Raw genomic sequence first — 24,117 nt, forward strand, 5'->3', positions numbered from 1 at the left:
TTGTCGAAGCAAATATACCCGGACCTGTACCGGGAGCGCCTTTGTGAAGGGTTTTGGCATGATCAAGATCGGCATCATCCTCGGCAGCACCCGCCCCGGGCGTAACGGCGAGGCCGTGGCCCACTGGGTCCGCGACATCGCCTCGCAGCGCACCGACGCGGAGTTCGAGCTGGTCGACCTCCTCGACTACAAGCTCCCGCACCTCGACGAGATGCTGCCGCCGTCGCTGGGCCAGTACTCCCAGCCGCACACCCAGGAGTGGGCGCGCAAGATCGACTCCTTCGACGGCTTCGTCATCGTGACGCCCGAGTACAACCACTCGACGTCCGGCGTGCTGAAGAACGCGATCGACTACCTGTACGCCGAGTGGAACAACAAGGCCGTCGGCTTCGTCAGCTACGGCGCCATGGGCGGCGCCCGCGCGGTCGAGCACCTTCGCCTGATCGCCGGCGAGCTGCAGATGGCCGACGTCCGCGCCCAGGTCGGGCTGTCGCTGTTCCACGACTTCGAGAACTTCAGTGTCCTCAAGCCCGGCGACTTCCAGGTGGAGGCCCTGAACACCACACTCGACCAGGTGCTGGCCTGGAGCGCGGCCCTCGCCCCGCTGCGTGCCGCCGCGTAACGGACGCACCGCACCTCGACCCTGGGTGCCGCCCTGTGAAGGGCGTGCCGGCCAGGGCGGCACCGGCGCGACCGGTGGGCTCCGGCGTGGCAACGACGCCACCACGGAGCCCACCGGTCCGCCGGGCGCCGTTGTGCGGGGCCTCGGTCAGGTCCTTCGCCGGACAAGTAACATGAGGCCATGTCACGTACCGCAGGGCAGCCTGATCCCGTCGAGCGGGAGCTGCGACCCCTCACCCCGGACGAAGAGGCCGTCGTACGGTCGCTCGGCCGCATCGTCTACTCCCTGCCGCGTGCCCTCGACGCCGACATGATCCGCGAGCAGCGGCTGTCCCTCACCGAGTACCTGGCTCTGGTGAACCTCTCCGAGGCGCCCGACCGCCAGTTGCGCATGGGCGATCTCGCCGAGACCTGCGAGATGTCACTGAGCGGCATGACCCGTCTGGCGGGCCGGCTGGAGAGCCAGGGACTCATCCGGCGGGTCCGGTCGGAACAGGACGCCCGCGGCTGGAACGCGATCCTCACCGACGCGGGTTTCGCGCGGCTGGAGGAGGCCTACCCGACCAACCTGGCCTCCGTCCGGCGCCACTTCCTCGACCACCTGACAGAACTGGACCTCGGCAAGCTCGCGGCGGCGCTGCGCAACATCGCCACCTGACCGGCGCGGACACGCCGCTCCGGGCCCGGATCCGGGTCACCGACCAGCGCAGACCACGCCCCCGGTTGGAGTGCGCGCGAAGACGTACGCTCGCCTCGGACCCCCTTCGACGGCAGGAGCAGCAACGATGCAGTACGTGAAGCTCGGTTCGACGGGCCTGGACGTCTCGCGGATCTGTCTGGGCTGCATGACCTACGGTCTTCCCGACCGGGGCGCCCACGAGTGGACCCTCGACGAGGAGGCGTCCCGCCCGCTGATCCGGCAGGCGCTGGAGGCCGGGATCACCTTCTTCGACACCGCCAACGTCTACTCGGACGGCACCAGCGAGGAGATCGTCGGCAAGGCGCTGCAGGACTTCGCCCGCCGGGACGAGATCGTGCTGGCCACGAAGGTGCACGGCCGGATGCGGCCCGGTCCCAACGGAGGCGGTCTCTCCCGCAAGGCGATCATGACCGAGATCGACCACAGCCTCAGCCGCCTCGGTACCGACTACGTCGACCTCTACCAGATCCACCGCTGGGACCCGCAGACGCCGATCGAGGAGACGATGGAGGCGCTGCACGACCTGGTCAAGGCGGGCAAGGTGCGCTACATCGGCGCGAGTTCGATGTACGCCTGGCAGTTCTCCAAGGCGCAGTACACGGCCCGGCTGCACGGCTGGACCCGGTTCGTGTCCATGCAGAACCACTACAACCTCCTGTACCGCGAGGAGGAGCGTGAGATGCTGCCGCTCTGCGCGGACCAGGGCGTCGGCGTGCTGCCGTGGAGCCCGCTCGCCCGCGGCCGCCTCACCCGGGACTGGGGCACCACCACCGAGCGCAGTGCGAACGACGACTTCGGCGGCCGTCTCTACCAGGAGGGCGACCGCACGATCGTCGAGGCCGTCACCCGGATCGCGAACGACCGGGGCGTGCCGCGTGCCCAGGTCGCCCTCGCGTGGCTGCTGCACCAGGACACGGTGGCGGCCCCGGTCATCGGCGCCGGCAAGCCGCACCACATCGACGACGCGGTGGCCGCCGTCGAGATGGAGCTGACCGGCAAGGAGATCGAGGAACTGGAGCAGCCCTACGCCCCGCACCCCGTCTCGGGGCACTGAGGCTCAGTGCGGGCCCGGTGGGGCGAACTCCGTGCCGCACGGGCCCGCGCCCTCGCTCTCGGGCAGCGGCACCCGGTCGCCGCTCATCGTCAGCGTGCGGTAGTGGCCGCCGATGCGTTCGGTGGAGCGGCCCACGTAGTGGCCGATGAACGAACGCCGGAAGCGGTCGGCGGCGCGGTTCGGCCCGGAGCCGTGGACCAGGCTGCCGTTGAAGAACAGGACGTCGCCCGGCCGCATGTCGACCGGTACGGGGCTGAGCCCGGGGGGCGGCGGCACGTACTCCCGTGCGAACGACACCCGCTCGTCCGCCTCCTCCGGGCAGAAGAGGTCCATCCGGTGCGTGCCCGGCACGACCTCCAGACCGCCGTTCTCCCGGTCGATCACATCGCAGGCCACCCAGGCCGCCACGCACGTGCCCGGCTCGACCCGAAGATAGAAGTTGTCCTGGTGCAGCGCCTGCCCCCGGGCGCCCGGCGGCTTGAAGTAGAACATGCTCTGCGCGGCCAGCGCCTCCTCGCCGAGCAGCACCTCCAGCACCCCGCGCAGCCGCGCGTCCAGCAGGAACCGCAGCGCCAGGTCGTTGATCTCGTGCGGGTGCATGACCCTCGGGTAGGCGGCGAGCGGGTCGTCGCCCGCTCTCGGCTGGAAGTGTCCCGGCACCGGACCGCCCGCGTGCAGCGCCGTGAACTCCGCGCACAGGCGGTCGATCTCGTCGTGCCCGAACAGCCCGCGTACGACCGTGAAACCGTCCTCCCGGAACCGTGCGAGCCCCTCCTCGGTCAGGAAGGGATGACCGGCGGCGCCGATGTCCGTGGCTGTCATGCGTCCACTCCTCGGTGAGGTGTCCCCGGTACACCACGCTAGGCCGGAACGCGGCTGTGGAGGATGCCCATGAGCGCTGACGACTTGCCCGAGGCTGCTGCACCCGGCGCTCCGTCGCCGCCGCCCGGCCTGGTGGTGATCGGCCACTTCGACCAGTCTCCGGGCTACGCCGTGGATCGGCCACGCGGCGTGGACAGCTGGCTGTTCACCTGGACGACGGGCGGCCGGGGCCGACTGCGCCAGGGCGGCACCGGGTCGCCCGCGAAACCGGGCGACCTGGTCGTGCTCGCGCCCGGCGTCCGGCAGGGCTACGGCGTCGCCCCGGGCGCGCTGCACTGGCGCTTCTGGTGGGCGCACTGCCAGGCACGCCCGTCCTGGCGGCCCTGGCTTCGCCCGTACGACGCCGGAGACGGCGTCCATGTCGTCGGCCCCGTCCCCGCGGCGCTGCACGGCCGGGTGGAGTCGGCGTTCCGCAGGATGCTCGCCGACGCCCGCTGGACGGGCGCGGAGGCACCGCCCGCGACCCTGCCCGCCGACGACCCGGTGGCCGTCGCCCACGGCACGGCGGCCCACGAGCTGGCGCTCTGCGCCCTGGAGGAGATCGTCCTGCTCACGGCGTCCGCCGCGCGCACCGCCGTGCCGCCGCGGGGCATCGACGCCCGGGTGCGCCGGGCCCAGGCGCTGATCGCGGCCGACCCCGGCGCCCCGCACACCGTCCGCTCGCTGGCGGAGGCGGTCGTGCTGTCGCCCTCCCGGTTCGCGCACCTGTTCGTCCAGCAGACGGGGGAGTCGCCGATGCGCAGCCTGCGCGAGACCCGCCTCCGGCACGCCGCCCGCCTGCTGGAGGGCACCGACCTGTCCGTGGAACGTGTGGCCACGGCATCGGGCTTCGCCAGCCCCTTCCACTTCAACCGGGTCTTCCACGCCCGCTTCGGAGCTCCCCCGGGCGCGTGCCGGGCGTCACACCGGTGACGCCGGACTGGTCCACCCGGGTGACCCGGCCCCCGGCCGCCAGGGGCTCACACCCCGACGACCCGGAGGGACACCCACAGCGCGACCACGGCGGCGATCAGCGTCGCCGGTACGGCGAGCAGGCTGAGGCGGGTGAACTCGCGCAGGTCGACATGGTGGCCGTGACGCTGGACGATCCGTCGCCACAGCAGGGTGGCCGGCGACCCCGCGTACGTGAGGTTCGGGCCGATGTTCACGCCGAGCAGCACCGCCAGGAGCGCGCCCGGCCCGGACGGGGCGGCCGGCGGCAGCAGGACCAGCACCGCGGGCAGGTTGTTGATCAGGTTGGCCAGGAGGGCGGCCGGCACGGCGACGCCGAGCAGTGCCAGGAGCCCCGACCCGTCCGGCAGCGCGTGCCCGAGCGCACGGGCGAGGCCGTTGTCGACCACCGCGCGCACCATCACACCGAGGGCGAGCTCGAACGCCGGGAACGCGGGCGCCGAGGCCCGCACGACCGTGAACGGCGTCGCACGGCGGTGTACGCAGGCGCGGGCCGCGAGGACCAGCGCGCCCGCGGCGGCGGCCCAGGCCGGCTCCAGGCCCAGCGCCGACGTCACCGCGAACCCGGCCAGCGTGCAGGCCACCGTGACCAGTGCCGAACACGGGCCGTTCGGGCGTCTTCACGGCCTGGTCCCGCTCGTCCGGCGGGGCAGGTCGGCGCGAACGGGGCCCGCGTGGCTCACTCCTCGTCGAGCAGCGCCAGTTCCGCCCAGATCGTCTTGCCCTCGGGTGTGTGCCTGCTGCCCCAGCGCTGGGTGAGCTGGGCGACCAGGAGGAGGCCGCGCCCGCCCTCGTCCCAGGTCTTGGCGCGCCGCAGGTGCGGTGCGCTGTGGTTGGTGTCCGACACCTCGCAGATCAGCCTGGCCGTGTCGTGGATCAGGCGGAGCCGGATGGGGCGGGCGCCGTACCGGATGGCGTTGGTGACCAGCTCGCTGACCACCAGCTCGGTGGTGAACCCTGCCTCCTCCAGCCCCCACACGCCGAGCTGCTCGATCACCTGCTTGCGCACCGGGGCGACCAGCGCCGGGTCGGCCGGGATGTCCCAGGTCGCGACCCGCGAGGCGGGCAGCCCCTGGGTGCGGGCCAGCAGCAGGGCGACGTCGTCGCAGGCGCCGCCCGCCGGCAGCAGCTGGTGCAGGACCTGGTCGCAGGTCAGGTCCAGGGTCGCGGCGGTCCGCGACAGGGACTCGCGCAGCAGCTGGTGGCCGGCGTCCGCGTCCCGGTCGTGGGACTCGACCAGCCCGTCGGTGAAGAACGCCAGGACGGTGCCCTCGGGCAGATACAGCTCGGCCGCCTCGAAGGGCAGCCCGCCGAGGCCCAGCGGTGGCCCCGCGGGCAGCTCGACCTCCTCGGCCGTACTCCCCGGCCGCACCATGAACGGCGCGGGATGCCCGGCCCGGGCCAGCGTGCAGCGCCGCGACACCGGGTCGTACACCGCGTACAGACAGGTCGCCCCCACCTCGCCCGGGCTGCCGTCCGTGCCGGCCTCGTCGGAGAGCCGGAGGACCAGGTCGTCGAGGTGGGTGAGCAGCTCGTCGGGGGCGAGGTCGATGTCGGCGAGCGTGCGCACGGCCGTGCGCAGCCGTCCCATCGTGGCGGAGGCCTGGATGCCGTGGCCGACGACGTCGCCGACCACCATCGCGACCCGCATCCCGGACAGCGGGATCACGTCGAACCAGTCGCCGCCCACCCCGGCCCGTGCCGCCGGCAGGTAGCGCGAGCACGCCTGCACGGCCGCCGTGCTCGGCAGTGACTGCGGAAGCAGGCTGCGCTGCAGGGCGAGGGCGGTCTCGCGCTCCCGGGAGTAGCGGCGGGCGTTGTCCATGCAGACGGCGGCACGGGCCGTGATCTCCTCGGCCAGCAACTGGTCGTCCGGCGTGAACGGGTCCGGGCGGCGGAACCGGATGAGCACCGCGACGCCCAGGGTCGTACCGCGCGCCCGGATCGGCACGGACATCATGGCGTGGACGCCGTACTGCCGGATCCACTCCCTGCGGGCGGTGTCCTGGTTCAGCCACTGGGTGAGGGCCCCGGACGGCAGGACCGCCGCCGTCGTCCGGCCGGCCAGCAGGGAGTCGGCCTGCGGCGAGCCGGCGGGGTAGGTGTCCGGTTCGCCCGGCTGCACGACCGCCTCGGGACTGCCGGGGTCGGCCGATCGGTGAGCCGCCCGGCGCAGCGTGACCGGCGCGGTGAGCGGGCCGGTGGCGGCCTCGCCCCCGGGCTCGGGCGGGTCGAGCAGGTCGACGCTGACGAAGTCGGCGAGCCGGGGCACACAGACGTCCGCCAGTTCCTGCGCCGTCCGGACGACGTCGAGGGTGCTGCCGATCCGGCGGCTCGCCTCGTTGACCAACTGGAGCCTTTCGCGGGCCAGGTACTGGTCGGTGAAGTCGTGCACGGCCACGCACACCCCGCGCACCCGTCCCGCCTCGTCCCTGATCGGCGCCATCCGGGCCAGCCAGGCGTTCATCAGACCGTCCTCGCCGACCGGGAGGTAGGTCCGGATGTCGTGCCCCACGCCGGTGGTGAGCACGCGCTGGAGTTGCCGTTCGATCTCCTGGCCCTGCAGCCGGTCGCTGAGCTCGGACACGCGCAGGCCCCGCACCCGCTCCTCGGGCAGCCCGACGAGCGCGGCCAGGGCGCCGTTCATCCGGTACAGCCGGAGGTGCTCGTCGTAGATCGCGACGGCACAGGGCGACTGGATCAGCTCGGCCCGGTCCAGCGCACTGCTCGCCGGGCGGGACCGGGCGCTCTCCAGCGGGCTGACGACCAGCCATTCCCCGCCACCGCAGTCCGGGCCGGGCCGCCGGTGGGCGAGCAGCCAGACGGACACCGTGCGGCCGTCCTGGCGGCGCAGAGTGAGCGTTCCGTCCCACCGCGGTCCGTGGGTCGTGGGCGCCGGACCCTGGACGAGCCGCGCGGCGGGGCGCCCGACGACCTCGTCCGCCGTCCAGCCCAGCAGCCGCCGGGCACCTTCGCCCCACTCGGTCACCCGGCCCTCGGCGTCGATGACGGCCCGGGCCGTGGCAGCCTCGTCGAACGGGTACTCCGGGGTCATCGTCGTCACTCCATCGCGCATACGCACAGTGAACAATCGAGCCACATCGGTTCCAGCGTAGTGCGTGGCGGTCCCGTGCGAATCCGGTCGCGGGCGCCTGGCGCCAGGTCAGAAGCTGTTCCGTGACACGTTGTGAGTGCTTCGGTACGTCATCGGCTGCGGGTGACCCGTCTCGCCCGCATCCTGAGCGTCCTCCGTCCGTCCGGTACCGTCTCCAGGTCCCTCTGAGCTGGTGGTATTTACGGTCAAGTACCCTGGCGGTACCGTGAGGACATGCCAGCCCTCAACGTGGAGTTCAGTGATCGTGAGCTGGAGGACCTTCGGCAGATCGCCAAGGAGCGCGGTACGTCGATGAAGGCCCTCGTGCGTGAGGCGGCCGCCGCCGACATCGCGCGCCATCGGGCGCTGCAGGAGGGCGCCGAGGCCTTCCGCCGGTTCTTCGCCGCCCACGCGGACGAGTTCGCGGCCGCCTTCCCCGACGACGAGCCGCCCGCCGGTGGCGAGGGACGGGCCGCCTGAGAGATGGCACCCGTCCTGCACATCGACGTCCCCTGGCTCCTCCAGCGGCATGAGGAGGTCCTGCCGGACCAGCCGACGATCAACGACTTCTCCGCCCTGGTCGCCGCCGTCGCCCGGCACCGCGTCGACCCGCCCCGCCTCGGCGTGAACTCCGACCCCGCCTGGCGGGCCGGGGCCCTGCTGCACACCCTCGCCCTGCTCAAGCCCCTGCCCTCGGCCAACGCCCGCTTCGCCTGCGCGACCGCCGTGGCCTACATGTTCGTCAGCGGCGTCGGCATCGACCCGCCCTACGGCGCCCTGGTCGACCTCACCCGCGACCTGATCGACGGCAGGACGGACGCGTACGGGGCGGCGGACCGGCTGCGGTCCTGGCAGATCTGACTCCCGGTGCCCACGCGGGCGTACGGGAGTTTCACACGCGGCGCTCGAAATAGCGAATGGCGAGCCACGCGCGAGAGTTGCGGCCGAATTTTACTTTCTGTCAGTGGTCGGTATGTTGCTCAACCGCCTTGTTGGTCCAGAGCGAGCTGTGCAAAGGTGAACCCTCCGGCGGGGGGTAATGGCCGGGCGCACGCGCACAATTCACGCCCCTCGCACCCCGTGAAAAAGGTACGCACCAACCGGGCCGCCCTTTTTGACGGACAGAACTCCTGTGTCACCTTGCGTGGGAAGGAATCCGCTCAGTGCCCACCCCCCACCCCCCTCGTCCGCCTCACCCGCCGGCGGGCGGTGATCCGGCCGAGTCCGACGCCGCCCTCGCCGCCCGGCTGACCGGCGCCCCGGATGTCGAGGTCGCCCATTCCACGGCGCTGCTGTTCGCCCGCCACTGGCAGTCGGCCCACGACTACGCGGTGATCTGCCTCGCCTCCTCGGCGGGCATCGCGTCCATGGTCACCTCGGCGGCCTTCCACCAGGTCTTCGACCGTCTCACCCTGGGGGAGTCGGGCGAGGCGCTGCGGCCCCGGGTGCTGGTGACCGTGCGGGACGTCGTCCGGCTGTGGTCGGCGCAGGAGCGAATAGCGGGGGCACTGCCGGAGTTGCGGAAACCGGCCGGTGGGCGGGGTATGCGCGCCGCCAAGTCCATGACGCCGGAAAACCGCAAGCTGGCCGAACGCGCATTCCAGGGTCTTCCCGGAGCGGCCCGCACTCTGCTGTGGCACCACGAGGTCGAGGCGGAGCCGATCACCTTCCCGGCCGGTCTGCTCGGCACAGACACCGACACCGCGTCGGCCATCCTCGAACAGGCCCGGGACAAATTCCGCGAGGGCTGTGTACGGGCACATCAGGAACTCGCGCCGTCCAAGGACTGCCGCTACTACAACCGTCTCCTCGACGTCCCGATCCGCCGTGGCGGCGCCCTGCTGCCGGACGTCCAGCAGCACCTCGTGGAGTGCCGCTACTGCCGTGACGCCGCCGAGCAGCTCAGCCACTTCGAGGGCGGGCTGGGCGTGCTGCTCGCCGAGGCCGTGCTCGGCTGGGGCAGTCGCCGCTATCTCGACTCCCGGCCCGGCCGCAACCAGCACCGGCCGCGCACCCGCGCCGCGGCCCGTCGCAGCCGCGCCCGCCGCGTGGAGCGGCACGGCATCCTGGCCCGCCTCCCCGGCATGACCGGGCGCTCGTCCCGGGCGCTGCGCACGGGCGCGGGCATCGCCTCCGCCGCCCTGCTCGGCACGCTCCTCGCCACCAGTCTGTCGTCCTACGACGGTGACACGGACCCCACGGCCTCCGCGGGCGCCACCGAAGGCGCTGACGGCACCGAATCGCTACCCGGCACCGACACCCAGGCCCAGCCCACGGCCCCCGGCACCGCCCAGCTCCCGAACGCGCCCCGGCAGACCCGGCTGCGCAACGCCGAGAGCGAGCTGTGCCTCGACATCCGCGGCGAGCTCGAGGAGGCGGCGGCGGCCGTACTGGAGGCGTGCTCGCCGGAGCCGACCCAGCAGTGGTCGTACGAGACCGACGGGCAGTTGCGCAGCGTGGCCGACCCCGAACTGTGCCTGGACTCGCGCGCGGACGCCGGTGTCGTCATCCTCGGCGCGTGCGCGGGGGAGTGGGACGGGCGCGCGAACGACGTGCGCTACGACCTCACCGTGCAGGGCGAGTTGCTGCCGCGCTGGGACGAGCAGCTGGCGCTCTCCGTCACGACCGGCGACCCGGGCGCCGACATCGTCGTCAAGGTCCGCGACGGAGCCGACGACCAGCGGTGGCTGACCGATCCGCAGACGGCCGGCGCGGGCTCGCTGTCGGTCGCGGAGACGATCGACGCGTCGGCGCGGCAGGCGGGGCTGGGGAGCGGGGGCTAGACCCTGGCGTGACACCGCCGTCGTCCGCCCGGAGGGCGCAGCTGACGCCACGCGGCGAAGGGAGTTCGGCGACAGGGGCGCAACGACACCTGGCGGACGCGCCCGGGTGCCCGGTGGCCCTGACCGGCGTCGGCGCCGGCCAGGGCGCGACCGCCGCCCGTGCGGCGGTCAGGCGGGTCCCTCCACGACGTCGGCGGGACCTATGGTCCCGGGGGTGGCGTGGCCCGACAGGGCGAGGGTCAGGTCGAGTTCGGCGAGCAGGCAGCGGATCACGTGCTCCACGCCCCCCTGGCCGTCGAGCGCGAGACCGTAGACGTAGGGCCGTCCGACCAGGACCGCCCGCGCACCCAGGGCCAGCGCCTTGAAGACGTCGTCCCCCGTACGTACCCCGCTGTCGAACAGCACCGTCAGCCGGTCACCGGCCGCCGCCACCACGCCGGGCAGCGCGTCGGCCGCCGCCACGGAACCGGCCACCTGGCGCCCGCCGTGGTTGGACACCACGACGCCGTCCATCCCGGCGTCGGCGGCCTGCCGGGCGTCGTCCGGGTGCAGGACACCCTTGAGGACGATCGGGCCGTCCCAGTTCTCCCGCAGGAACGTCAGGTCCGGCCAGGTCTTGGCGGGGTCGGCGAACATGCCGACGAAGTGCATCACCGCCGCGTCGGGATCCTCGTGCACGGGCTTGGCCAGGCCCGCGCGGAAGGCCGGGTCGGTGAAGTAGTTGGCGGTGCCGACACCGTGCAGGAACGGCAGATACGCCTGGTCCAGGTCGCGTGGCCGCCACGCCAGCAGCGGCGTGTCCAGGGTGACCACCAGGACGCTGAACCCGGCCGCCTTCGCCCGCTTCAGGAAGCTGCGGGTCACCTCACGGTCCTTGGCCCAGTACAGCTGGAACCAGCGCTCGGCGTCGCCCATCGCCTCCGCGACCTGCTCGATGGGCGTGCTGGAGGCAGAGGACAGTACAAAGGGCACGCCCTGCGCGGCGGCCGCCCGGGCGGCGGCGCACTCCGCGTCCGGATGCATGATCGACAGCACCCCGACCGGCGCCAGCGCCACCGGCGCGGGCAGGGCGCGGCCCAGCACCTCGACCGACAGGTCCCGCTCGTGCACGTCCCGCAGCATCCGCGGCACGATCCGGCGGCGGCGCAGGGCCGCCCGGTTGGCGCGGGCCGTGCTGCCGTCGCCGGCGCTGCCCGCGACGTAGCCGACGGGTCCGGGTCCGAGCCGCTGCTCGGTGAGCTCCTCCAGACGGGTCAGGTCGGTCGGCAGCCGCGGCACGGCTCCCGTCATCCCGTTCAGATAGATCTCGTACTGGAAGTCGGCCCAGTGTTTCGCCATCGCCAGGTCCCCGCCCTCTCGCCGTCGAGCCGCGTCGTCCCGACGATACTGGCGAGTAAGGGCAGGTCCGTCCAGCGGTGCGCCTCACTCCCGGGCGACCGACCGGTGCAGGATCGTGGCCAGTTCGCGGGGCCGGGAGTACATCGGCCAGTGCCCGGTGTCCATCCGCACCAGCTCCCAGTGCTCACCGGCGAGCAGCGCCCGCGCGGCGCCCGACGGCTCCTCCCCGTCGAGCAGGCACTTGACGTACGTCGCCGGGAGCTCGGCCAGGGAGCCGGACAGGACCGCCGTCTCGGTGAGCGTCGCACCCGGGTGCGGGGTCGAGTCCCGCACGATCCGGGCGATCTGGTCGTCCGTCAGGCCTTGGCCCGCGAAGTCATCGGCGGTGAGCGGCAGCCAGCGGCCGTCGTTCTTCTCGATCGCCGCGCGTACATGGTCGCTCGGCCACCCCGACAGGAAGGACTCCCCGTCGACGGGCACATCGGCGTCCACGAACACCATCCGGGCCAGCCGGTCGCCGATCCGCTCGCCGGCCTGGCCGACCGGGACGCCGGAGTAACTGTGCCCGACGAGCACGACGTCCCGCAGGTCCAGGCGCTCGACCTCGTCGACGATGTCCCGGACGTGCGTCTGCTGCCCGGCCGGCTCGTCCCTTCTCCCGGCGAGGCCGGACAGGGTCAGCGGATGCACCCCGTGTCCGGCCCCGCGCAGCTCCGCCGCCACCTCGTCCCACGCCGAGGCGCCGAGCCACGTACCTGCCACAAGCACGAATTCGGTCATGGCGGCAACGTAGCGCGTGGCACCGACAACTGCCGGGGAACGGCGGGCAGGGGTCAGTCGGGCAGCCTCGTCGGCTCCCGCGGAGGGACGAAAAGGGCAAAACGGACCGCGCCCGGAGTGCATCCGGAATGTTTCAGGCCGATTAACGAACCGCGGAAATCCAGCCATTCGGCCATGCCGGTGATCAAGAACGGCACCTTCACGCGGTTGTAACGTTCGAATTCCGTGACTTCGCGCCACTGCTTCAATACGCAAGGTTACTGAAACTCGTGGGGTCGAGGTGAGTTTCGGTGGCGGACTAGGCAGACTCGCCGTCGCCGGTCGGGCACCGACCAACGCCCACTCCGGCACGACACGCAATCAAGCGGAAGGATGCACACAATGCGGAACCCCGCGCGCTGGGCAGCGACCCTCGGCCTCACGGCCGCCGCCGTCTGCGGACCTCTGACCGGAGCCGCGCACGCCAGCCCCGCCGCCGATCCGGCCTCGCTCTACGCCCCGTCAGCCCTGGTGCTCACCACAGGCCACGGAGAGAGCTCGGCCACCGTCACCCCCGAGCGGGCGGTGACGCTGAGCTGCGCCCCGAAGGCGTCCGGGACGCACCCGAACACCGTCGCGGCGTGCGCCGAACTACGCGGCGCCGACGGGAACTTCGACGCCCTGGAAAGTAGAAGCGGAGTGTGGTGCACCCGTGAGTACGACCCCGTGGTCGTCCGGGTCGACGGTGTCTGGCAGGGCCAGTACGTCTCCTATGAGCGCACCTTCGCCAACGAGTGCGTGAAGAACTCGTACGGAACGAGCGTCTTCGCGTTCTAGGACCGGGATCGCCGGGCCCCCGTGAATGCCGCGAACGACCCGCAGTTGGGGAGTGCGGGCCGTCGTCGCGGGGGCCCTGGTGGGTCTCGCCCCAGGGGTCGGCCGGGCGGAGTGGGGCCGCCCGCCGACCTCTGGGATCACTCGTCGGGCCGCTGCGCCCGGGCTCGGTGACTGGTGTCGCACCAGGGGTAGCGGCGACTGCGCCGGCAGGTGCACAGCGCGACCAGGAAGCGGTCGGAGGAGACGGTCGTGCCGTCCTCCAGCTCCACTTCCACCGGCCCCTCCACCAGCAGGGGCCCGTGGCGCTGGACGGTGATCCGGCGCGGGGTGTCAGACGGGGAGTTCGGCACGGACGACCACCAGCTCTTCCTTGTCCTCGGTGGCGGACAGCAGCCCCCGCTCCCGCAGCCACCCTTGTCTCTCCCGCAGCACGGGACCGAAGGCGATCCGGCGCCGGCGCGTCAGGCTCGCCTTCAGCCCGGCGGCACGCAGCAGCGTCAGGGTCCGCTCGGGCGCGCTGAGGGCCGAGTGGACGACCAGCAGGACTCCGCCCGGGCGCAGCAGGGCGGGTGCCTCCCGGCAGATGCGGTCCAGGATCAGCCGCCCGTCGTGGCCCGCGTCCCACGCCCGGGCCGTGCCGCGCGGCGCTGAATCCGGGTCCGGGTCGGGGACGTACGGCGGGTTGGCCAGAATGACGTCGAACGTCTGCCCGCGCACGGGATCGAAGAGGTTTCCGCGCAGGATGCGGACCCGCAGTCCGGACAGCCGGGCGTTGATCCGGGCCGCCCAGACCGCGCGTCGTGACACGTCGACGGCCGTGACCCGCAGGCCCCGTCGCGCGGCGTGCAGCGCCAGCGCTCCACTGCCGGTGCCGACGTCGAGAACGTCCGCACCCGGTGGGAGCGGCTCCTCGGACAGGGCCTCGGCCAGCAGGTCTGTGTCTTCCTGAGGCGTGTAGACGCCGGGTGGCACCAGTGGGTTCACGCCGACCAGGTACCCGCGCGTTCAGAAAATATGGGAAGTTTCGGGTGGGAGGGGTGGGGAAAGCGGTGTCCGGAGCGACGACCTGCCCGCCTGCCAGTCGGTGAGCAGCCGCTGTGCGAGCCGGTCCTCGGCATACCCGGTCGCGTCGATGCCGAAGGCGACGTCCCGGGCCAGCCGCGGCTCCTCCGCCAGCAGACCGCCGATGACGTCATGCCGTACGACCTGCTCGTGCACGGCGTCGGCCTCGACGTGCTCGTCGTAGAAGTGCTCGGCGGCCGGGCCGGCCCCGGTCCTGCGCATGGCCTCGGCGAGCCGCCGGGAACCCGGCGACGAGGTGATCTCCACGGCGGCGAAGTGGCCCACCAGGGCACCCCGCAGCGACCGGTGCAGGCCGAACAGGGACATGAGGTTCACCGTGGTGAGGAGTTCGGCGCAGGCCGCGTCCAGGTAGTGCCCGTACGTCGTGTCCAGGCCCAGGTCCGTCATCAGGTGGGCGAACAGCAGGGCGTGGACGCGGTCCGGGCGGCCGCCGCCGAACTCGTCGAACTCCACCGCCGCCATACCCGCCTTCGCCCTGCCCCACAGCCGGGGCAGCACCCAGGCGTGCGGATCCGCCTCCTTGAGGTGGTACAGCGAGCGCTGCGCCGCGTACTCGCGCACCTGCCACAGCTCGCCCTTGTCGCGCAGGAAGTGGCTGACCCCGGTGCCGTCGACCGGCTCGACGAGGATCTCCGCGAGCGCGTCGTCGACGTCGTCGTGCACGGGGGTGTCGGCGCGCAGGGCGGACAGGAAGCGGTCCTCCAGCGCGGCGCGGACGCCCAGCAGGCCGGGGTCCCACTCACGGTCCTCGGGTACGCCCGCGAACCCGCGGTAGTGGAGCTCGTAGCAGAGGTAGAGGGCGAGCTGGAGGTCGTCGCCGTACGGCATCGCGCCCGCGATCTCCCCGGTGCCGGGCAGTGGGCCCGTGCCCCGGAGGTGCTCCAGGACCGAGGCGGAGAGGGGGCCGCGGGCGGACGGCAGCCGTGGTTCCTGATGGTCGTGCGTCATGCGGGACCGAGTACCCGCGTGACGCCAAGGCTCCCGCCCGACGGGCACCCGGCTTCGCGGGTTTCCCGAGGCCCATGAGGGCACCAGTGATCAACTGCACGCTGAAGCCGCCACCCGTGCCGGCCGGTGTGTGGTGGGGGCTGCGCGCGGATGGACGAGAGCGTCAGGACGTGGCGGACGCGAGCCGCAGCGGCACCGGGTCCGGCGGTGCGGTCTCCTCGCTGAGCCGGCTGACCTCCGCCCACCAGGACGGGCCCTCCTCGATGTGCCGCAGCAGGACACCCTCGCGGATCGCCCACGGGCATACGGTGACGTTCTTCAGCCCGGTCACCTTCATGGCCGTGTGCCCGATCACCGCCCCGGCCAGGCTCTGCCCGGCGCGCGGCGCGGAGATGCCCGGCAGCTGGGCCCGCTCGGTGGGAGGCAGGGCGGCCAGCCGGGTCATGGCGGCGCGCAGGTCGGCGCGCCGCAACTGCCTTTCGACGAAGGGCCCTTCGCGCCCCGGCACGGCACCGCACAGCCGGCCCAGTTGCTGGAAGGTCCGCGAGGTGACGACCGCCGACCGCGGCCCCTCCCAGCGGATCCGCGCGCCTACGTCCCGCAGTTGGTGGCGCACCTTGCGGCGCAGCGCCTTCACCTGGTCCTGCGACGGAGCATCCTGGACCGGGAAGAACTCGTGCGTCAGCCGCCCCGCGCCCAGCGGCAGCGAGGCCACGAAGTCCGGCAGGCGCCCCCGCCCGAACGCCACTTCGAACGAGCCGCCCCCGATGTCCAGCAGCGCCAGCGGCCCCGACCGCCACCCCATCCAGCGCCGCGCCGCCAGGAACGTCAGCTCGGCCTCCACCTCGCCTGGCAGCGTGCACAGTTCCACCCCGCTCCGGGCCCGGACGGCGCGCAGCACCTCCAGCCGGTTCGGGGCGCTGCGCACGATCGTCGTGGCGAAGGCCAGCGGCCCCGCCGCGCCCCACCGCTGCGACGTGCGACTCGCCTCGGCGACCGCCTCCGCCAGCCGTTCCGTGGCCTCCTCGGGGATCGCCTCCCCCGTCTTGACGTGCTCGGACAGCCTCAGCCGCCACTTGGCGGTATGAACCGGCAGCGGAACCCCGCCCTGCGCGTCCGCCACCACCAGCCGGACCGTTCTCGACCCCACGTCCACCACACTGATTCGCATGGACGGGCGAGTACCCGCTCGCGACCCCCTCCAACTGTCTCCGCCACCCGTGCGCCGTCCGGAGTGCGCCCGTACGCCGGACGGCCGCCGTCTCCTTGATGACGGCGGCCCTCGGTCCGGACGGCCGGTCCCTCGACGACGTGGCCTGCGCACGGACCAGCCGGCTGGTGGCGTCTTCTGGGACAAGGGAACCACTCCAGGGAAAGGTGTTCGCGAGGTAACGAGTCCCTAAACGAAACTGTTTCGTACACATAGCGAAGGGCTGGTCATCATGCCCGCCGACCTCACCGGCACCTACCTGAACCTGGACGACGGCCGCCCCGCGATCCGCTTCGGCCGCGCCTACGGCCACCCGGTGGAGCGCGTGTGGCACTTCGTCACCGACCCCGACGAACTCGCCGAGTGGTTCCCGTCCCGCGCGGAGATCGAGATGCGCCCCGGCGGCCGCGTCACGTTCGGCGGCGACCCCCACATGGCGGACTCCACCGGTGAGGTGATCGCCGTGGACCCGCCTCGGCACCTGTCCTTCGAGTGGGGCGGCGACGAGGTCCACTTCGATCTGGAGGAGACCGACGGCGACAGCACCCGGTTCACCCTGACCAACGTCCTCGACGCCGCCGACACGGCCGCACGCAACGGCGCCGGCTGGGAGGTCTGCCTGGCGGCGCTGGACGCCAAGGCGCGCGGGGAGCGCTTCGAGGAACCGCACGCGGGGTCGGACGCGCACTGGAAGGGCTTCTACCAGGGCTACGTCGACGCGGGTGTCCCGTCGGGAGCCCCGATCCCGGGACAGCCCTGACCCCGTCAGGCCAACTGCCGGCGCACCAGCTCGTGAAGCCTGCCGCGGGTGTCCGCGAGCAGTTGCGCCGGGGGGCCCTGCTGGGCGACCTTGCCGTCCTCCATCACGATGACGCGGTCGGCGTCCAGCACCGTCGACAGGCGGTGGGCGATCACGACGCGGGTGGCGTTGAGCGCCTTGGTGCTCTCGATGACCATGCGCTGCGTCTCGTTGTCGAGGGCGCTGGTCGCCTCGTCGAAGAACAGGATGCGCGGCCGGCGGATCAGCGCCTGGGCGATCATCAGCCGCTGCCGCTGGCCGCCGGAGACCGCCCCGTTGCCCGCGACGATGGTGTGCAGGCCCATCGGCATCCGCTTGATGTCCTCGGCGAGGCCCGCCATCTCGGCCGCCGCCATCGCCTCCTCCGGTGTGTACGGCTCGGTGCCGCAGATGACGTCCAGGATCGAGCCGGTGAACGGCTGCGCGTGCTGGAGGACCACCCCGCACTGGCGCCGTACGGCGGACTGGTCGAGCGCCGCCAGATCCTGGCCGTCGTACAGCACGCTCCCGGAGACCGGCTTGTCGAAGCCGATGAGCAGCCGCAGCAGCGTCGACTTGCCGCAGCCGGACGGCCCGACGACCGCCACGAACTCGCCCGGCCGCACCTCGAACGACACGTCGTCGAGGACCAGCGGCCCGTCGTCGGAGTACCGGAACGACAGCCGCCGCGCCTCCACGGCCCCGGTGAGCGGCCCCGGCCGGGTGCTGGCCGTGCGCACCTCCGGCGTCGCCCGCAGCACCGGCTTGATCTCCTCGTAGAGGGGCAGCGCGGCCACCAGCGACACGAACGCGCCCGTGATCTGGGTGACCGAGGTGAGCAGCATCGTCACCGAGGTGTTGAAGGCGAGGAACTCGGCTGCGGACATCGAGCCCCGCGCCGGTCCCGCGAGCAACATGAACATCACCAGTGAGCACAGCGGCAGATAGATCGCGCCGAGCACGGTGGTGAGGTTCTTGATCCGGCCGAGACGCTGCTGGAGCTCCCGGCTGCGCGCGAACTCGCGGGCCCAGGCGGCGTACGCGTAGTTCTCGGCCGCCGCGACCCGCAGCTTGGGCAGCCCGCGCAAGGTCTGGAACGCCCGGTTGTTCAGCTTGTTGGCGAGCACCGTCAGCCGCCGCTGCCAGCGCACCTGCCACAGCCCGAGCCCGAGGAAGACACCGGCGATCACGACGAGCATGCCCATCGCTGCCAGCGCCATCGGCACGCTGTACCAGAGCAGCAGCCCCAGGTTCATCGCCCCCACGGTCACCGACTGGGCGACGGTCGGGCCGACCCCCGCGAGCAGCCTGCGGATCGCGCTGATGCCCATGGCCGCGCTGGCCAGCTCGCCCGTGGAGCGGCCGGTGAAGAACTTCGTCGGCAGCCGCAACAGCCGGTCCCACACGGCCGGTTGCAGCGTCGCCTCGATACGGCCCTCCAGACGCAGGATGGTCATGTTCTGGAGCAGCATGAAGGCGGCCGCGACGACGCTGCTGACCATCACCGCCAGACAGACCTGCGCGATCAGTCCCGCCTGCGCCTTCGGCACGAACTCACCGAGCACCTTGCCGGTCGCGATGGGCACCAGCGCGCCGATCGCCACCGTCACCAGCCCGCTGAGCAGCAGTCCGGTCACATCCCGGCGCGTACCGCGCATGCAGAACCGGAGCAGCCCGAGCGGACCCAGCGGGCGTTCGGGCAGCGGCCGGTAGAACATCACCGCGCGTGGCTCGAACTCCGGCGCGTTGGCCCTCTCGATCGGCGTCTCGCGTCCGGTCGCCGGATGCACCGCCACATAGCCGCCACGCCGCCACAGCAGCGCGACCGGCGCCCCCGACAGCGCCCGGTGGCCCACCAGCGGGCCCACGTTGTCACGCCACCAGCTGCCGTCCAGCCGTACCGCGCGGGTGCGGACGCGTGAGGCGAGGGCGATGCGCTCGACCGGGTCGAGACGGTCGCTCTCGGCGCCGCCGTGCCCGGGGTCCGCCAGCGGGATCCCGGCCGCGGCGGCGACCAGCTTGGACGCGGCGTACGTGGCGTCCGCGTCGGCGGCGGTGGTGCGCTTGGCCGACGGCTTGCCGATCGCCGCGAGCAACGTCCGGTCGGCCTGCGCGCGTACCTGCTCACCGGCCTTGATGCCGGCGGCCGTACGGGTCTCGTGGGTGCGCTCCAGCTGCTCGATCCAGCGGTCCAGCGTGGTCAGCAGGCGGTACTGCTGGTCGACCATGCTCTGCCAGACCGCCGGGTCCATCAGCAGGTCGGCCGCCGCCTCCGCGCCGTACAGGGAGCCGTACTGGACGCTGCCGGGCGGTACCTGCATCCAGAACACGTCGTCGTCGTCCCCCGTGTTCGCATGCGCGCCCACGGGGGCACCCCCGTTTTCGGCGGCCCCCGCACCGGCCGTCGGCGCCTGGAAGAGGATCGCCAGGCTGCGGCCGACGCCGAGCGCGAGAGCGTACTCCAGCGGACTCGTCGTCGGCGGGACGTACTGCGGGTTGCCGTACTCGTCGTACGACCATGTCTGTGTCACCGCGGGCTGGTACAGCTCCCGCAGCCCGATGCGGTGCACCACGCAGTCCCTGACCGGACGGGCGATCAGCGTGTGCTGTGGGCCCGGCACCGGGCCGAGCAGCAGCGAGCCCGCCTCCAGCCGGCCCAGGTGGTGCCAGTGGCCCTGCTGCGCCGCGTCCACCGCGAAAAGGTCCAGGGCACCCGCCGCGACCAGCCACAGCGCCTGCGGACCCTCCAGGTCCAGTCGGCTGAACCCGGCGCAGTCGAGGGGCGTGCCCACCTGTCCGAGCGCCCCGAGGACGTAGTCGTCGCCGTGCACGGCTCTCATCTCACCGCTCCCTGACCAGCGCCGCGTACGCGCCGCCGCGCGCCACCAGTTCCTCGTGCCGGCCGCGTTCCACGATCGTGCCGTGCTGGAGTACGACGATCTCGTCGCTGTCCCGCACGGTGCTGAGCCGGTGTGCGATCACCACGCAGGCGCAGCCGCGCCGGCGCAGGTTGTCCATGACGGCCAGCTCGGTCTCGGCGTCGAGCGCGCTGGTCACCTCGTCCAGCACGAGGATGCTCGGCCGGCGCACCAACGCCCGGGCGATCTCCAGCCGTTGGCGCTGCCCGCCGGAGAAGTTGCGCCCGTCCTGCTCGACCCGGCTGTGGATGCCGCCGGGGCGGCGCATGACGACGTCGAGCAGCGCGGCGTCCCTGAGCGCCTCCAGCACCGCCTCGTCCGGGATGGACGGGTCCCACAGCGCCACGTTGTCCCGGACCGAGCCCTCGAACAGGAACACATCCTGGTCGACGAAGGAGACGGAGGCCCCGAGCGCGCCGCGCGGGATGTCCTCCAGGCGCTGCCCGTCGATGCGGATCACGCCCTCCCAGGGCGTGTACAGGCCCGAGATCAGCCGGGAGACGGTCGACTTGCCGCTGCCCGAGCCGCCCACGAGCGCGACCTGCTGACCGGGTCCGACCGTCAGGTCGAAACCGGCGAGGAGGGGTTTGTCGAGCGGGCTGTAGCCGAAGGTGATGTTCTCCAGCTCGACATGGCCGTGCAGCCTGCGCGTGGAGTCGCCGCCCGCGCGGTCGTACAGCGGGTCGGTGCGGAAGTTCTCCACGTCCTTCAGGCGGGCCACGTCGGCCGCGAAGTCCTGGATGCGTCCCGCGACGCCGTTGAGGCGGGTCAGCGGGGCTGTGAAGCGGGTGACCAGCGCCTGGAAGGCGACCAGCAGGCCGACGGAGATGTGACCCTCGATCGCGCGCATGCCGCCGATCCACAGGATCAGGGCGCTGTTCAGCGTGGCGAGCGTCGGCGCGACCACGCCCAGCCAGGCGCTCGGCACCCCGAGCCGCTGCTGCTCCTCCAGGGTGGTGGCGTGCTGCCCGGCCCATTTGCGGAAGTAGCCGTCCTCGCCGCCGGTCGCCTTCATCGTCTCGATCAGCTGGAGCCCGGTGTACGCCGTGTTCGTCAGCCGGGCGTTGTCGGCGCGGAGCTTGGCGGTACGGGTCGCGCGCAGCCGGATGACGACGCGCATGGCGACGACGTTCAGCAGCGCCACGCCGATGCCGACGAAGGTGAGCTGCGGGTCGTAGGTGTAGAGGAGCACGGCGTAGAGCACCACGACCACCGCGTCCACGCCCGCCGACGCCAGGTCACGCGCCAGCGTCTCGGCCACCGCGTCGTTCGACTGGAGGCGCTGCACCAGGTCGGCCGGGCTGCGCTGGGAGAAGAAGGTGACCGGGAGCCGCAGCAGATGGCGCAGGAAGCGCGCGCTGGACAGGGTCGAGGAGATGATGCGGCCGTGGTGCAGGTTGGCCTGCTGCAACCAGGTCAGCACCAGCGTCAGCAGCACGCAGGCGCCCATGGACGCGAACAGCACGTCCAGCAGCGAGGTCTGCCCGCCGATCAGGAACATGTCGATGTAGGTACGGCTGAGCGCGGGCACCGCCGCGCCGACCACCACCAGCAGCAGGCTCGCCAGCACCGCGGCGGGCATGGTGCCGGCGGTGCCGCGCAGCCGGGCCGGCATCGCGCCCCAGACGCCCGGCTTGCGTCCGCCGCGGGTGAAGCCGTCGCCCGGCTCCATGGTGAGGACGACGCCGGTGAAGCTGCTGTCGAAGTCCTCGATCGGCACGAAACGACGGCCCTTGCCGGGGTCGTTGACGAACACGCCCCGGCGGCCGAAGCGGCGGCCGATGCCGTCGTAGACGACGTAGTGGTTGAACTCCCAGAACAGGATGGCCGGCGCCTTCACCTCGGCGAGGGCGGCCAGGTCCATCTGCATGCCCTTGGCGGTCAGTCCGTAGCTGCGCGCCGCCTTCAGCAGATTGCTGGCGCGCGAGCCGTCGCGGGAGACACCGCAGGCGATGCGCAGCTCCTCCAGCGGCACGTGCTTGCCGTAGTGGCCGAGGACCATCGCGAGGGAGGCGGCGCCGCACTCGACGGCCTCCATCTGCAGGACGGTGGGGGTGCGGACCGTTCTGCGGCGGCCCTTGGGGACGGTGCGCTTGGGCGGGGCGGCCCGGCGCCGGCCACGGGTCTCGGGTGCGGCGGTGGTCACGGCAGCAGCCAATCGACGGGACGCTGATCGGCCAGCCGGATCGAACCCGTGGCCATCGTCATGGAGGTGAGGGTGTACGGCGGTCCGTCGGCCGACGACCACTTGTAGCCGCTCCTGGTGCCGGAGGACCGGTCCAGGCGCACCAGTACGGCGACGGGGCGGCCGTCCTTGGTGAACTGTTCGCCGAGCTGGTTGTCGCCGAGGAACGAGGCGATCTCCCGCGGCGACTGCGGGGCGCGGTCCACGGACTTCACATGGCCGCGCAGCACGCCGTACTCCTGGGTGGGGACCGTCTGCACGGTCAGGTCCACGGCCGCGTCCGCGGGGATGGACCCGGCGTTCTCGGCGGGCACGTACACGGTGGCGTACAGCGGGTCGTCCGCGTCGGCGACCTTCTCGACGGCGGCGACGTTCGCACCCGTAGAGATGATCTGCCCGATCGTGGCGGCGAGCGCGGTGAGGCGGCCGGCGGCGATGGTGCGGACCTCGGTCTCGCCCTCGGCGGTACGGATTTTCAGGACGGGGGAGTTCGCGGGGAGGCGCTTGCCCTCCTCGGCGAGGATCGCGGTGACCTGGCCCGCGACCGGGCTCTGCAGGATGTAACTGCCCTCGCCGTGCGTGAGGACGGCGGGTGCGCTCACGGTGGAGGTGACCGAGCCGGTCACGGCCCACACGGACGCGGCGGCCATCGCGACCACGGTCACCGACAGCACGAGCCAGCCCTGCGGGCGGGCGAGGCGCACCGGGAGGTCGAGTTCCTCGGGCGACTGGAGCTTGGCGAGGGCCTGTTGGCGGAACTGCACGGATCTTCCCTCACCGGGTGGACTGTGTGACGGCATCCGAAGAGTCCCGGGGCCGGGAAACGGCTCCGGGACTCAACGGCACTGGCGTGCGATCAGAGACCGGCGACCAGGTTGGTGACCGGCGCGGTGTTCAGGCCGGTGGCGCCCTCGACGGTGCCGACGACCGTGTCGACCAGACCGGAAACCGGGGCGATGCCGTCCACGGCGCCGACGACGGTGTTCACGGCGTTCACGGACAGGCCGCCGGAGACGTTGTCGAGCTCGGCGTCGGAGATCTCGACGGTCTCAACCTGGGGGGTGGAGTTCATGATGGAACTTCCCTTCGTATGGCAATTTCACAAGGGGGGAGCGGCCCCCTCTGGGGACAGATGGACGGCCGCGACCGCGGGCGCCGGGCACCCCTGGCCGGGGAGCCCTCGCGGACCCTGCGGTGCGATGGATCAAAGCACGCGGCGCTACCGGGCTTCCAATCAAACACAGGCCTCATCAGGGCACTTGAGTCACAGCGGCCCCCATCCGTGCAGGCGTGGGCACGGCTTGTCGGCGACTTCTTCACATGGTGCCCGGCATCGCCCCGCACCGGCTCTTGCGGTCCCGGCGGCGAATCCGGCACTCCAGCCCCAAAGGCGTGCCCCGGGGCGCGCGAATGTGCAGAACCCCGGGGCTCGGTGACTTGGTTGAGTATTGAATGTGCAGATTCCCTGAAGCGAGGATTCCGCTAGTGGTCCTGAACGGACCGTTGCTGATCGATTACCGGCCGTATCAGCCCAGGAGTGCATAGACGGTGCTCGCGTGGGCCGCGAGTTCACCCGTCCGCTCGGCCGTCATGGAGATGTCGGCGAACGCCGTCCGGCGGCCCAGCTTGGTCAGGACCGCCACGATCAGGACATCCGAGTCCGTCACCGCGCGCTGGAAGGACGTCGACTGCTGAACGGTCGTCATCGGGACGAAGGTGCCCCGCGCCGCCGAGACGACGACCACGGTGGCGGTGTCGGCGGCGGCCATCAGGGCCTGCCCGCAGAGCGCGCCGCCCTCCCTGGCCAGCGCCGCCGACCAGGGCAGGCGCAGGGTGGCGCGGTCCTCGCTCAAGTCCTGAACGGACAGCCCGAGTTCCAGCACCCAGGGGGCGAAGTTGGCGGAGAGGATCTTGTCGGCTTCGGCGGTCGTCATCGTCATATGGGGGATTGTTCCCGGCGCGCGGCGGGCGCGCGC

23 protein-coding genes and 1 pseudogene are annotated in these 24,117 nt (G+C 72.3%); 9 read left to right on the forward strand and 15 right to left on the reverse strand.

The genetic code is table 11. The features are described from left to right. Positions 1–58 precede the first annotated feature (58 nt). The 3 genes from ACFV6X_RS16810 to ACFV6X_RS16820 all read left to right on the forward strand — a co-directional run bounded on the left by ACFV6X_RS16810 (position 59) and on the right by ACFV6X_RS16820 (position 2,375). Complete coding sequence (locus ACFV6X_RS16810; protein WP_385383730.1) at positions 59–622, forward strand: NADPH-dependent FMN reductase; 564 nt, start codon at positions 59–61, stop codon at positions 620–622. A gap of 180 nt (positions 623–802) precedes the next feature. After that, positions 803–1,279 (forward strand): MarR family winged helix-turn-helix transcriptional regulator, encoded by a 477-nt coding sequence (locus ACFV6X_RS16815; RefSeq protein WP_385383733.1) that lies wholly within the window; start codon positions 803–805, stop codon positions 1,277–1,279. Between the two features lie 127 nt (positions 1,280–1,406). Then, a complete protein-coding gene (locus ACFV6X_RS16820; protein WP_385383736.1) occupies positions 1,407–2,375 on the forward strand; it encodes an aldo/keto reductase in 969 nt (322 codons plus the stop codon). A 3-nt stretch (positions 2,376–2,378) separates the two neighbouring features. Here the strand turns inward: ACFV6X_RS16820 and ACFV6X_RS16825 are convergent, their stop codons facing one another. Continuing rightward, entirely contained in the window at positions 2,379–3,197 is an 819-nt protein-coding gene (locus tag ACFV6X_RS16825) for a phytanoyl-CoA dioxygenase family protein (protein WP_385383739.1), read from the reverse strand. A gap of 69 nt (positions 3,198–3,266) precedes the next feature. Between ACFV6X_RS16825 and ACFV6X_RS16830 the strand changes: the two genes are divergently transcribed. Next, the gene (locus tag ACFV6X_RS16830) at positions 3,267–4,169 is read left to right on the forward strand and encodes a helix-turn-helix domain-containing protein (RefSeq protein ID WP_385383742.1); all 903 of its coding nucleotides are present in this window, start codon (positions 3,267–3,269) and stop codon (positions 4,167–4,169) included. Positions 4,170–4,216: 47 nt separating this feature from the next. Here ACFV6X_RS16830 and ACFV6X_RS16835 read toward each other — a convergent pair. Further along, positions 4,217–4,822, reverse strand: a pseudogene (locus tag ACFV6X_RS16835) (ArsB/NhaD family transporter); the annotation flags it as partial. A 65-nt stretch (positions 4,823–4,887) separates the two neighbouring features. Then, positions 4,888–7,263, reverse strand: coding sequence for a SpoIIE family protein phosphatase (locus ACFV6X_RS16840; protein WP_385383820.1), 2,376 nt, complete (start codon positions 7,261–7,263; stop codon positions 4,888–4,890). A 273-nt stretch (positions 7,264–7,536) separates the two neighbouring features. On the opposite strand from ACFV6X_RS16840, the gene ACFV6X_RS16845 reads away from it, so the two are divergent. From ACFV6X_RS16845 to ACFV6X_RS16855, 3 genes are all read left to right on the forward strand, one after another. Beyond that, positions 7,537–7,782: a hypothetical protein gene (locus ACFV6X_RS16845; protein ID WP_129803775.1), complete on the forward strand. Its 246-nt coding sequence runs from the start codon at positions 7,537–7,539 to the stop codon at positions 7,780–7,782. 3 nt (positions 7,783–7,785) lie between these two features. Beyond that, a complete protein-coding gene (locus tag ACFV6X_RS16850; protein ID WP_385383745.1) occupies positions 7,786–8,163 on the forward strand; it encodes a toxin Doc in 378 nt (125 codons plus the stop codon). 302 nt (positions 8,164–8,465) lie between these two features. After that, positions 8,466–10,085, forward strand: coding sequence for an RICIN domain-containing protein (locus ACFV6X_RS16855; protein ID WP_385383748.1), 1,620 nt, complete (start codon positions 8,466–8,468; stop codon positions 10,083–10,085). A 168-nt stretch (positions 10,086–10,253) separates the two neighbouring features. On the opposite strand, the gene ACFV6X_RS16860 is transcribed toward ACFV6X_RS16855, so the two are convergent. From ACFV6X_RS16860 to ACFV6X_RS16870, 3 genes are all read right to left on the reverse strand, one after another. Then, entirely contained in the window at positions 10,254–11,423 is a 1,170-nt protein-coding gene (locus ACFV6X_RS16860; protein ID WP_385383751.1) for a lactate 2-monooxygenase, read from the reverse strand. Between the two features lie 84 nt (positions 11,424–11,507). Beyond that, positions 11,508–12,203, reverse strand: coding sequence for an alpha/beta fold hydrolase (locus ACFV6X_RS16865; RefSeq protein WP_385383754.1), 696 nt, complete (start codon positions 12,201–12,203; stop codon positions 11,508–11,510). Positions 12,204–12,256: 53 nt separating this feature from the next. Continuing rightward, positions 12,257–12,451 (reverse strand): hypothetical protein, encoded by a 195-nt coding sequence (locus tag ACFV6X_RS16870; RefSeq protein WP_385383757.1) that lies wholly within the window; start codon positions 12,449–12,451, stop codon positions 12,257–12,259. Positions 12,452–12,584: 133 nt separating this feature from the next. Between ACFV6X_RS16870 and ACFV6X_RS16875 the strand changes: the two genes are divergently transcribed. Then, a complete protein-coding gene (locus ACFV6X_RS16875; protein ID WP_385383760.1) occupies positions 12,585–13,019 on the forward strand; it encodes a protease inhibitor in 435 nt (144 codons plus the stop codon). Between the two features lie 137 nt (positions 13,020–13,156). Here the strand turns inward: ACFV6X_RS16875 and ACFV6X_RS16880 are convergent, their stop codons facing one another. The 4 genes from ACFV6X_RS16880 to ACFV6X_RS16895 all read right to left on the reverse strand — a co-directional run bounded on the left by ACFV6X_RS16880 (position 13,157) and on the right by ACFV6X_RS16895 (position 16,221). Then, positions 13,157–13,369: a CDGSH iron-sulfur domain-containing protein gene (locus ACFV6X_RS16880; protein WP_385383763.1), complete on the reverse strand. Its 213-nt coding sequence runs from the start codon at positions 13,367–13,369 to the stop codon at positions 13,157–13,159. Next, entirely contained in the window at positions 13,350–14,003 is a 654-nt protein-coding gene (locus ACFV6X_RS16885; protein WP_385383766.1) for a HemK2/MTQ2 family protein methyltransferase, read from the reverse strand. Before ACFV6X_RS16885 ends, ACFV6X_RS16880 begins: the two co-directional genes overlap by 20 nt. Before the next feature lie 21 nt (positions 14,004–14,024). Next, positions 14,025–15,050 (reverse strand): iron-containing redox enzyme family protein, encoded by a 1,026-nt coding sequence (locus ACFV6X_RS16890; protein WP_385383769.1) that lies wholly within the window; start codon positions 15,048–15,050, stop codon positions 14,025–14,027. A gap of 163 nt (positions 15,051–15,213) precedes the next feature. Beyond that, entirely contained in the window at positions 15,214–16,221 is a 1,008-nt protein-coding gene (locus ACFV6X_RS16895) for a Ppx/GppA family phosphatase (protein ID WP_385383772.1), read from the reverse strand. A 271-nt stretch (positions 16,222–16,492) separates the two neighbouring features. Here ACFV6X_RS16895 and ACFV6X_RS16900 point away from each other — a divergent pair, with 271 nt between their 5' ends. Then, positions 16,493–17,020 (forward strand): SRPBCC family protein, encoded by a 528-nt coding sequence (locus tag ACFV6X_RS16900; protein ID WP_385383775.1) that lies wholly within the window; start codon positions 16,493–16,495, stop codon positions 17,018–17,020. Positions 17,021–17,025: 5 nt separating this feature from the next. Here the strand turns inward: ACFV6X_RS16900 and ACFV6X_RS16905 are convergent, their stop codons facing one another. From ACFV6X_RS16905 to ACFV6X_RS16925, 5 genes are all read right to left on the reverse strand, one after another. Beyond that, a complete protein-coding gene (locus tag ACFV6X_RS16905; RefSeq protein ID WP_385383778.1) occupies positions 17,026–19,878 on the reverse strand; it encodes an NHLP bacteriocin export ABC transporter permease/ATPase subunit in 2,853 nt (950 codons plus the stop codon). 1 nt (position 19,879) lies between these two features. Continuing rightward, positions 19,880–22,102, reverse strand: coding sequence for an NHLP family bacteriocin export ABC transporter peptidase/permease/ATPase subunit (locus ACFV6X_RS16910; RefSeq protein ID WP_385383781.1), 2,223 nt, complete (start codon positions 22,100–22,102; stop codon positions 19,880–19,882). Next, on the reverse strand, positions 22,099–22,905 hold the full coding sequence (locus tag ACFV6X_RS16915) for an HlyD family efflux transporter periplasmic adaptor subunit (protein ID WP_385383783.1): 807 nt from the start codon (positions 22,903–22,905) through the stop codon (positions 22,099–22,101). The genes ACFV6X_RS16910 and ACFV6X_RS16915 overlap by 4 nt, the downstream gene beginning before the upstream one ends. A gap of 92 nt (positions 22,906–22,997) precedes the next feature. Continuing rightward, positions 22,998–23,213 (reverse strand): type A2 lantipeptide, encoded by a 216-nt coding sequence (locus ACFV6X_RS16920; RefSeq protein WP_385383786.1) that lies wholly within the window; start codon positions 23,211–23,213, stop codon positions 22,998–23,000. Between the two features lie 454 nt (positions 23,214–23,667). Next, entirely contained in the window at positions 23,668–24,081 is a 414-nt protein-coding gene (locus ACFV6X_RS16925) for a PaaI family thioesterase (RefSeq protein ID WP_385383789.1), read from the reverse strand. Between the last annotated feature and the right edge of the window lie 36 nt (positions 24,082–24,117).

Origin of the sequence: Streptomyces sp. NPDC059861 (assembly GCF_042731435.1) — a bacterium.
Classification (GTDB): domain Bacteria; phylum Actinomycetota; class Actinomycetes; order Streptomycetales; family Streptomycetaceae; genus Streptomyces.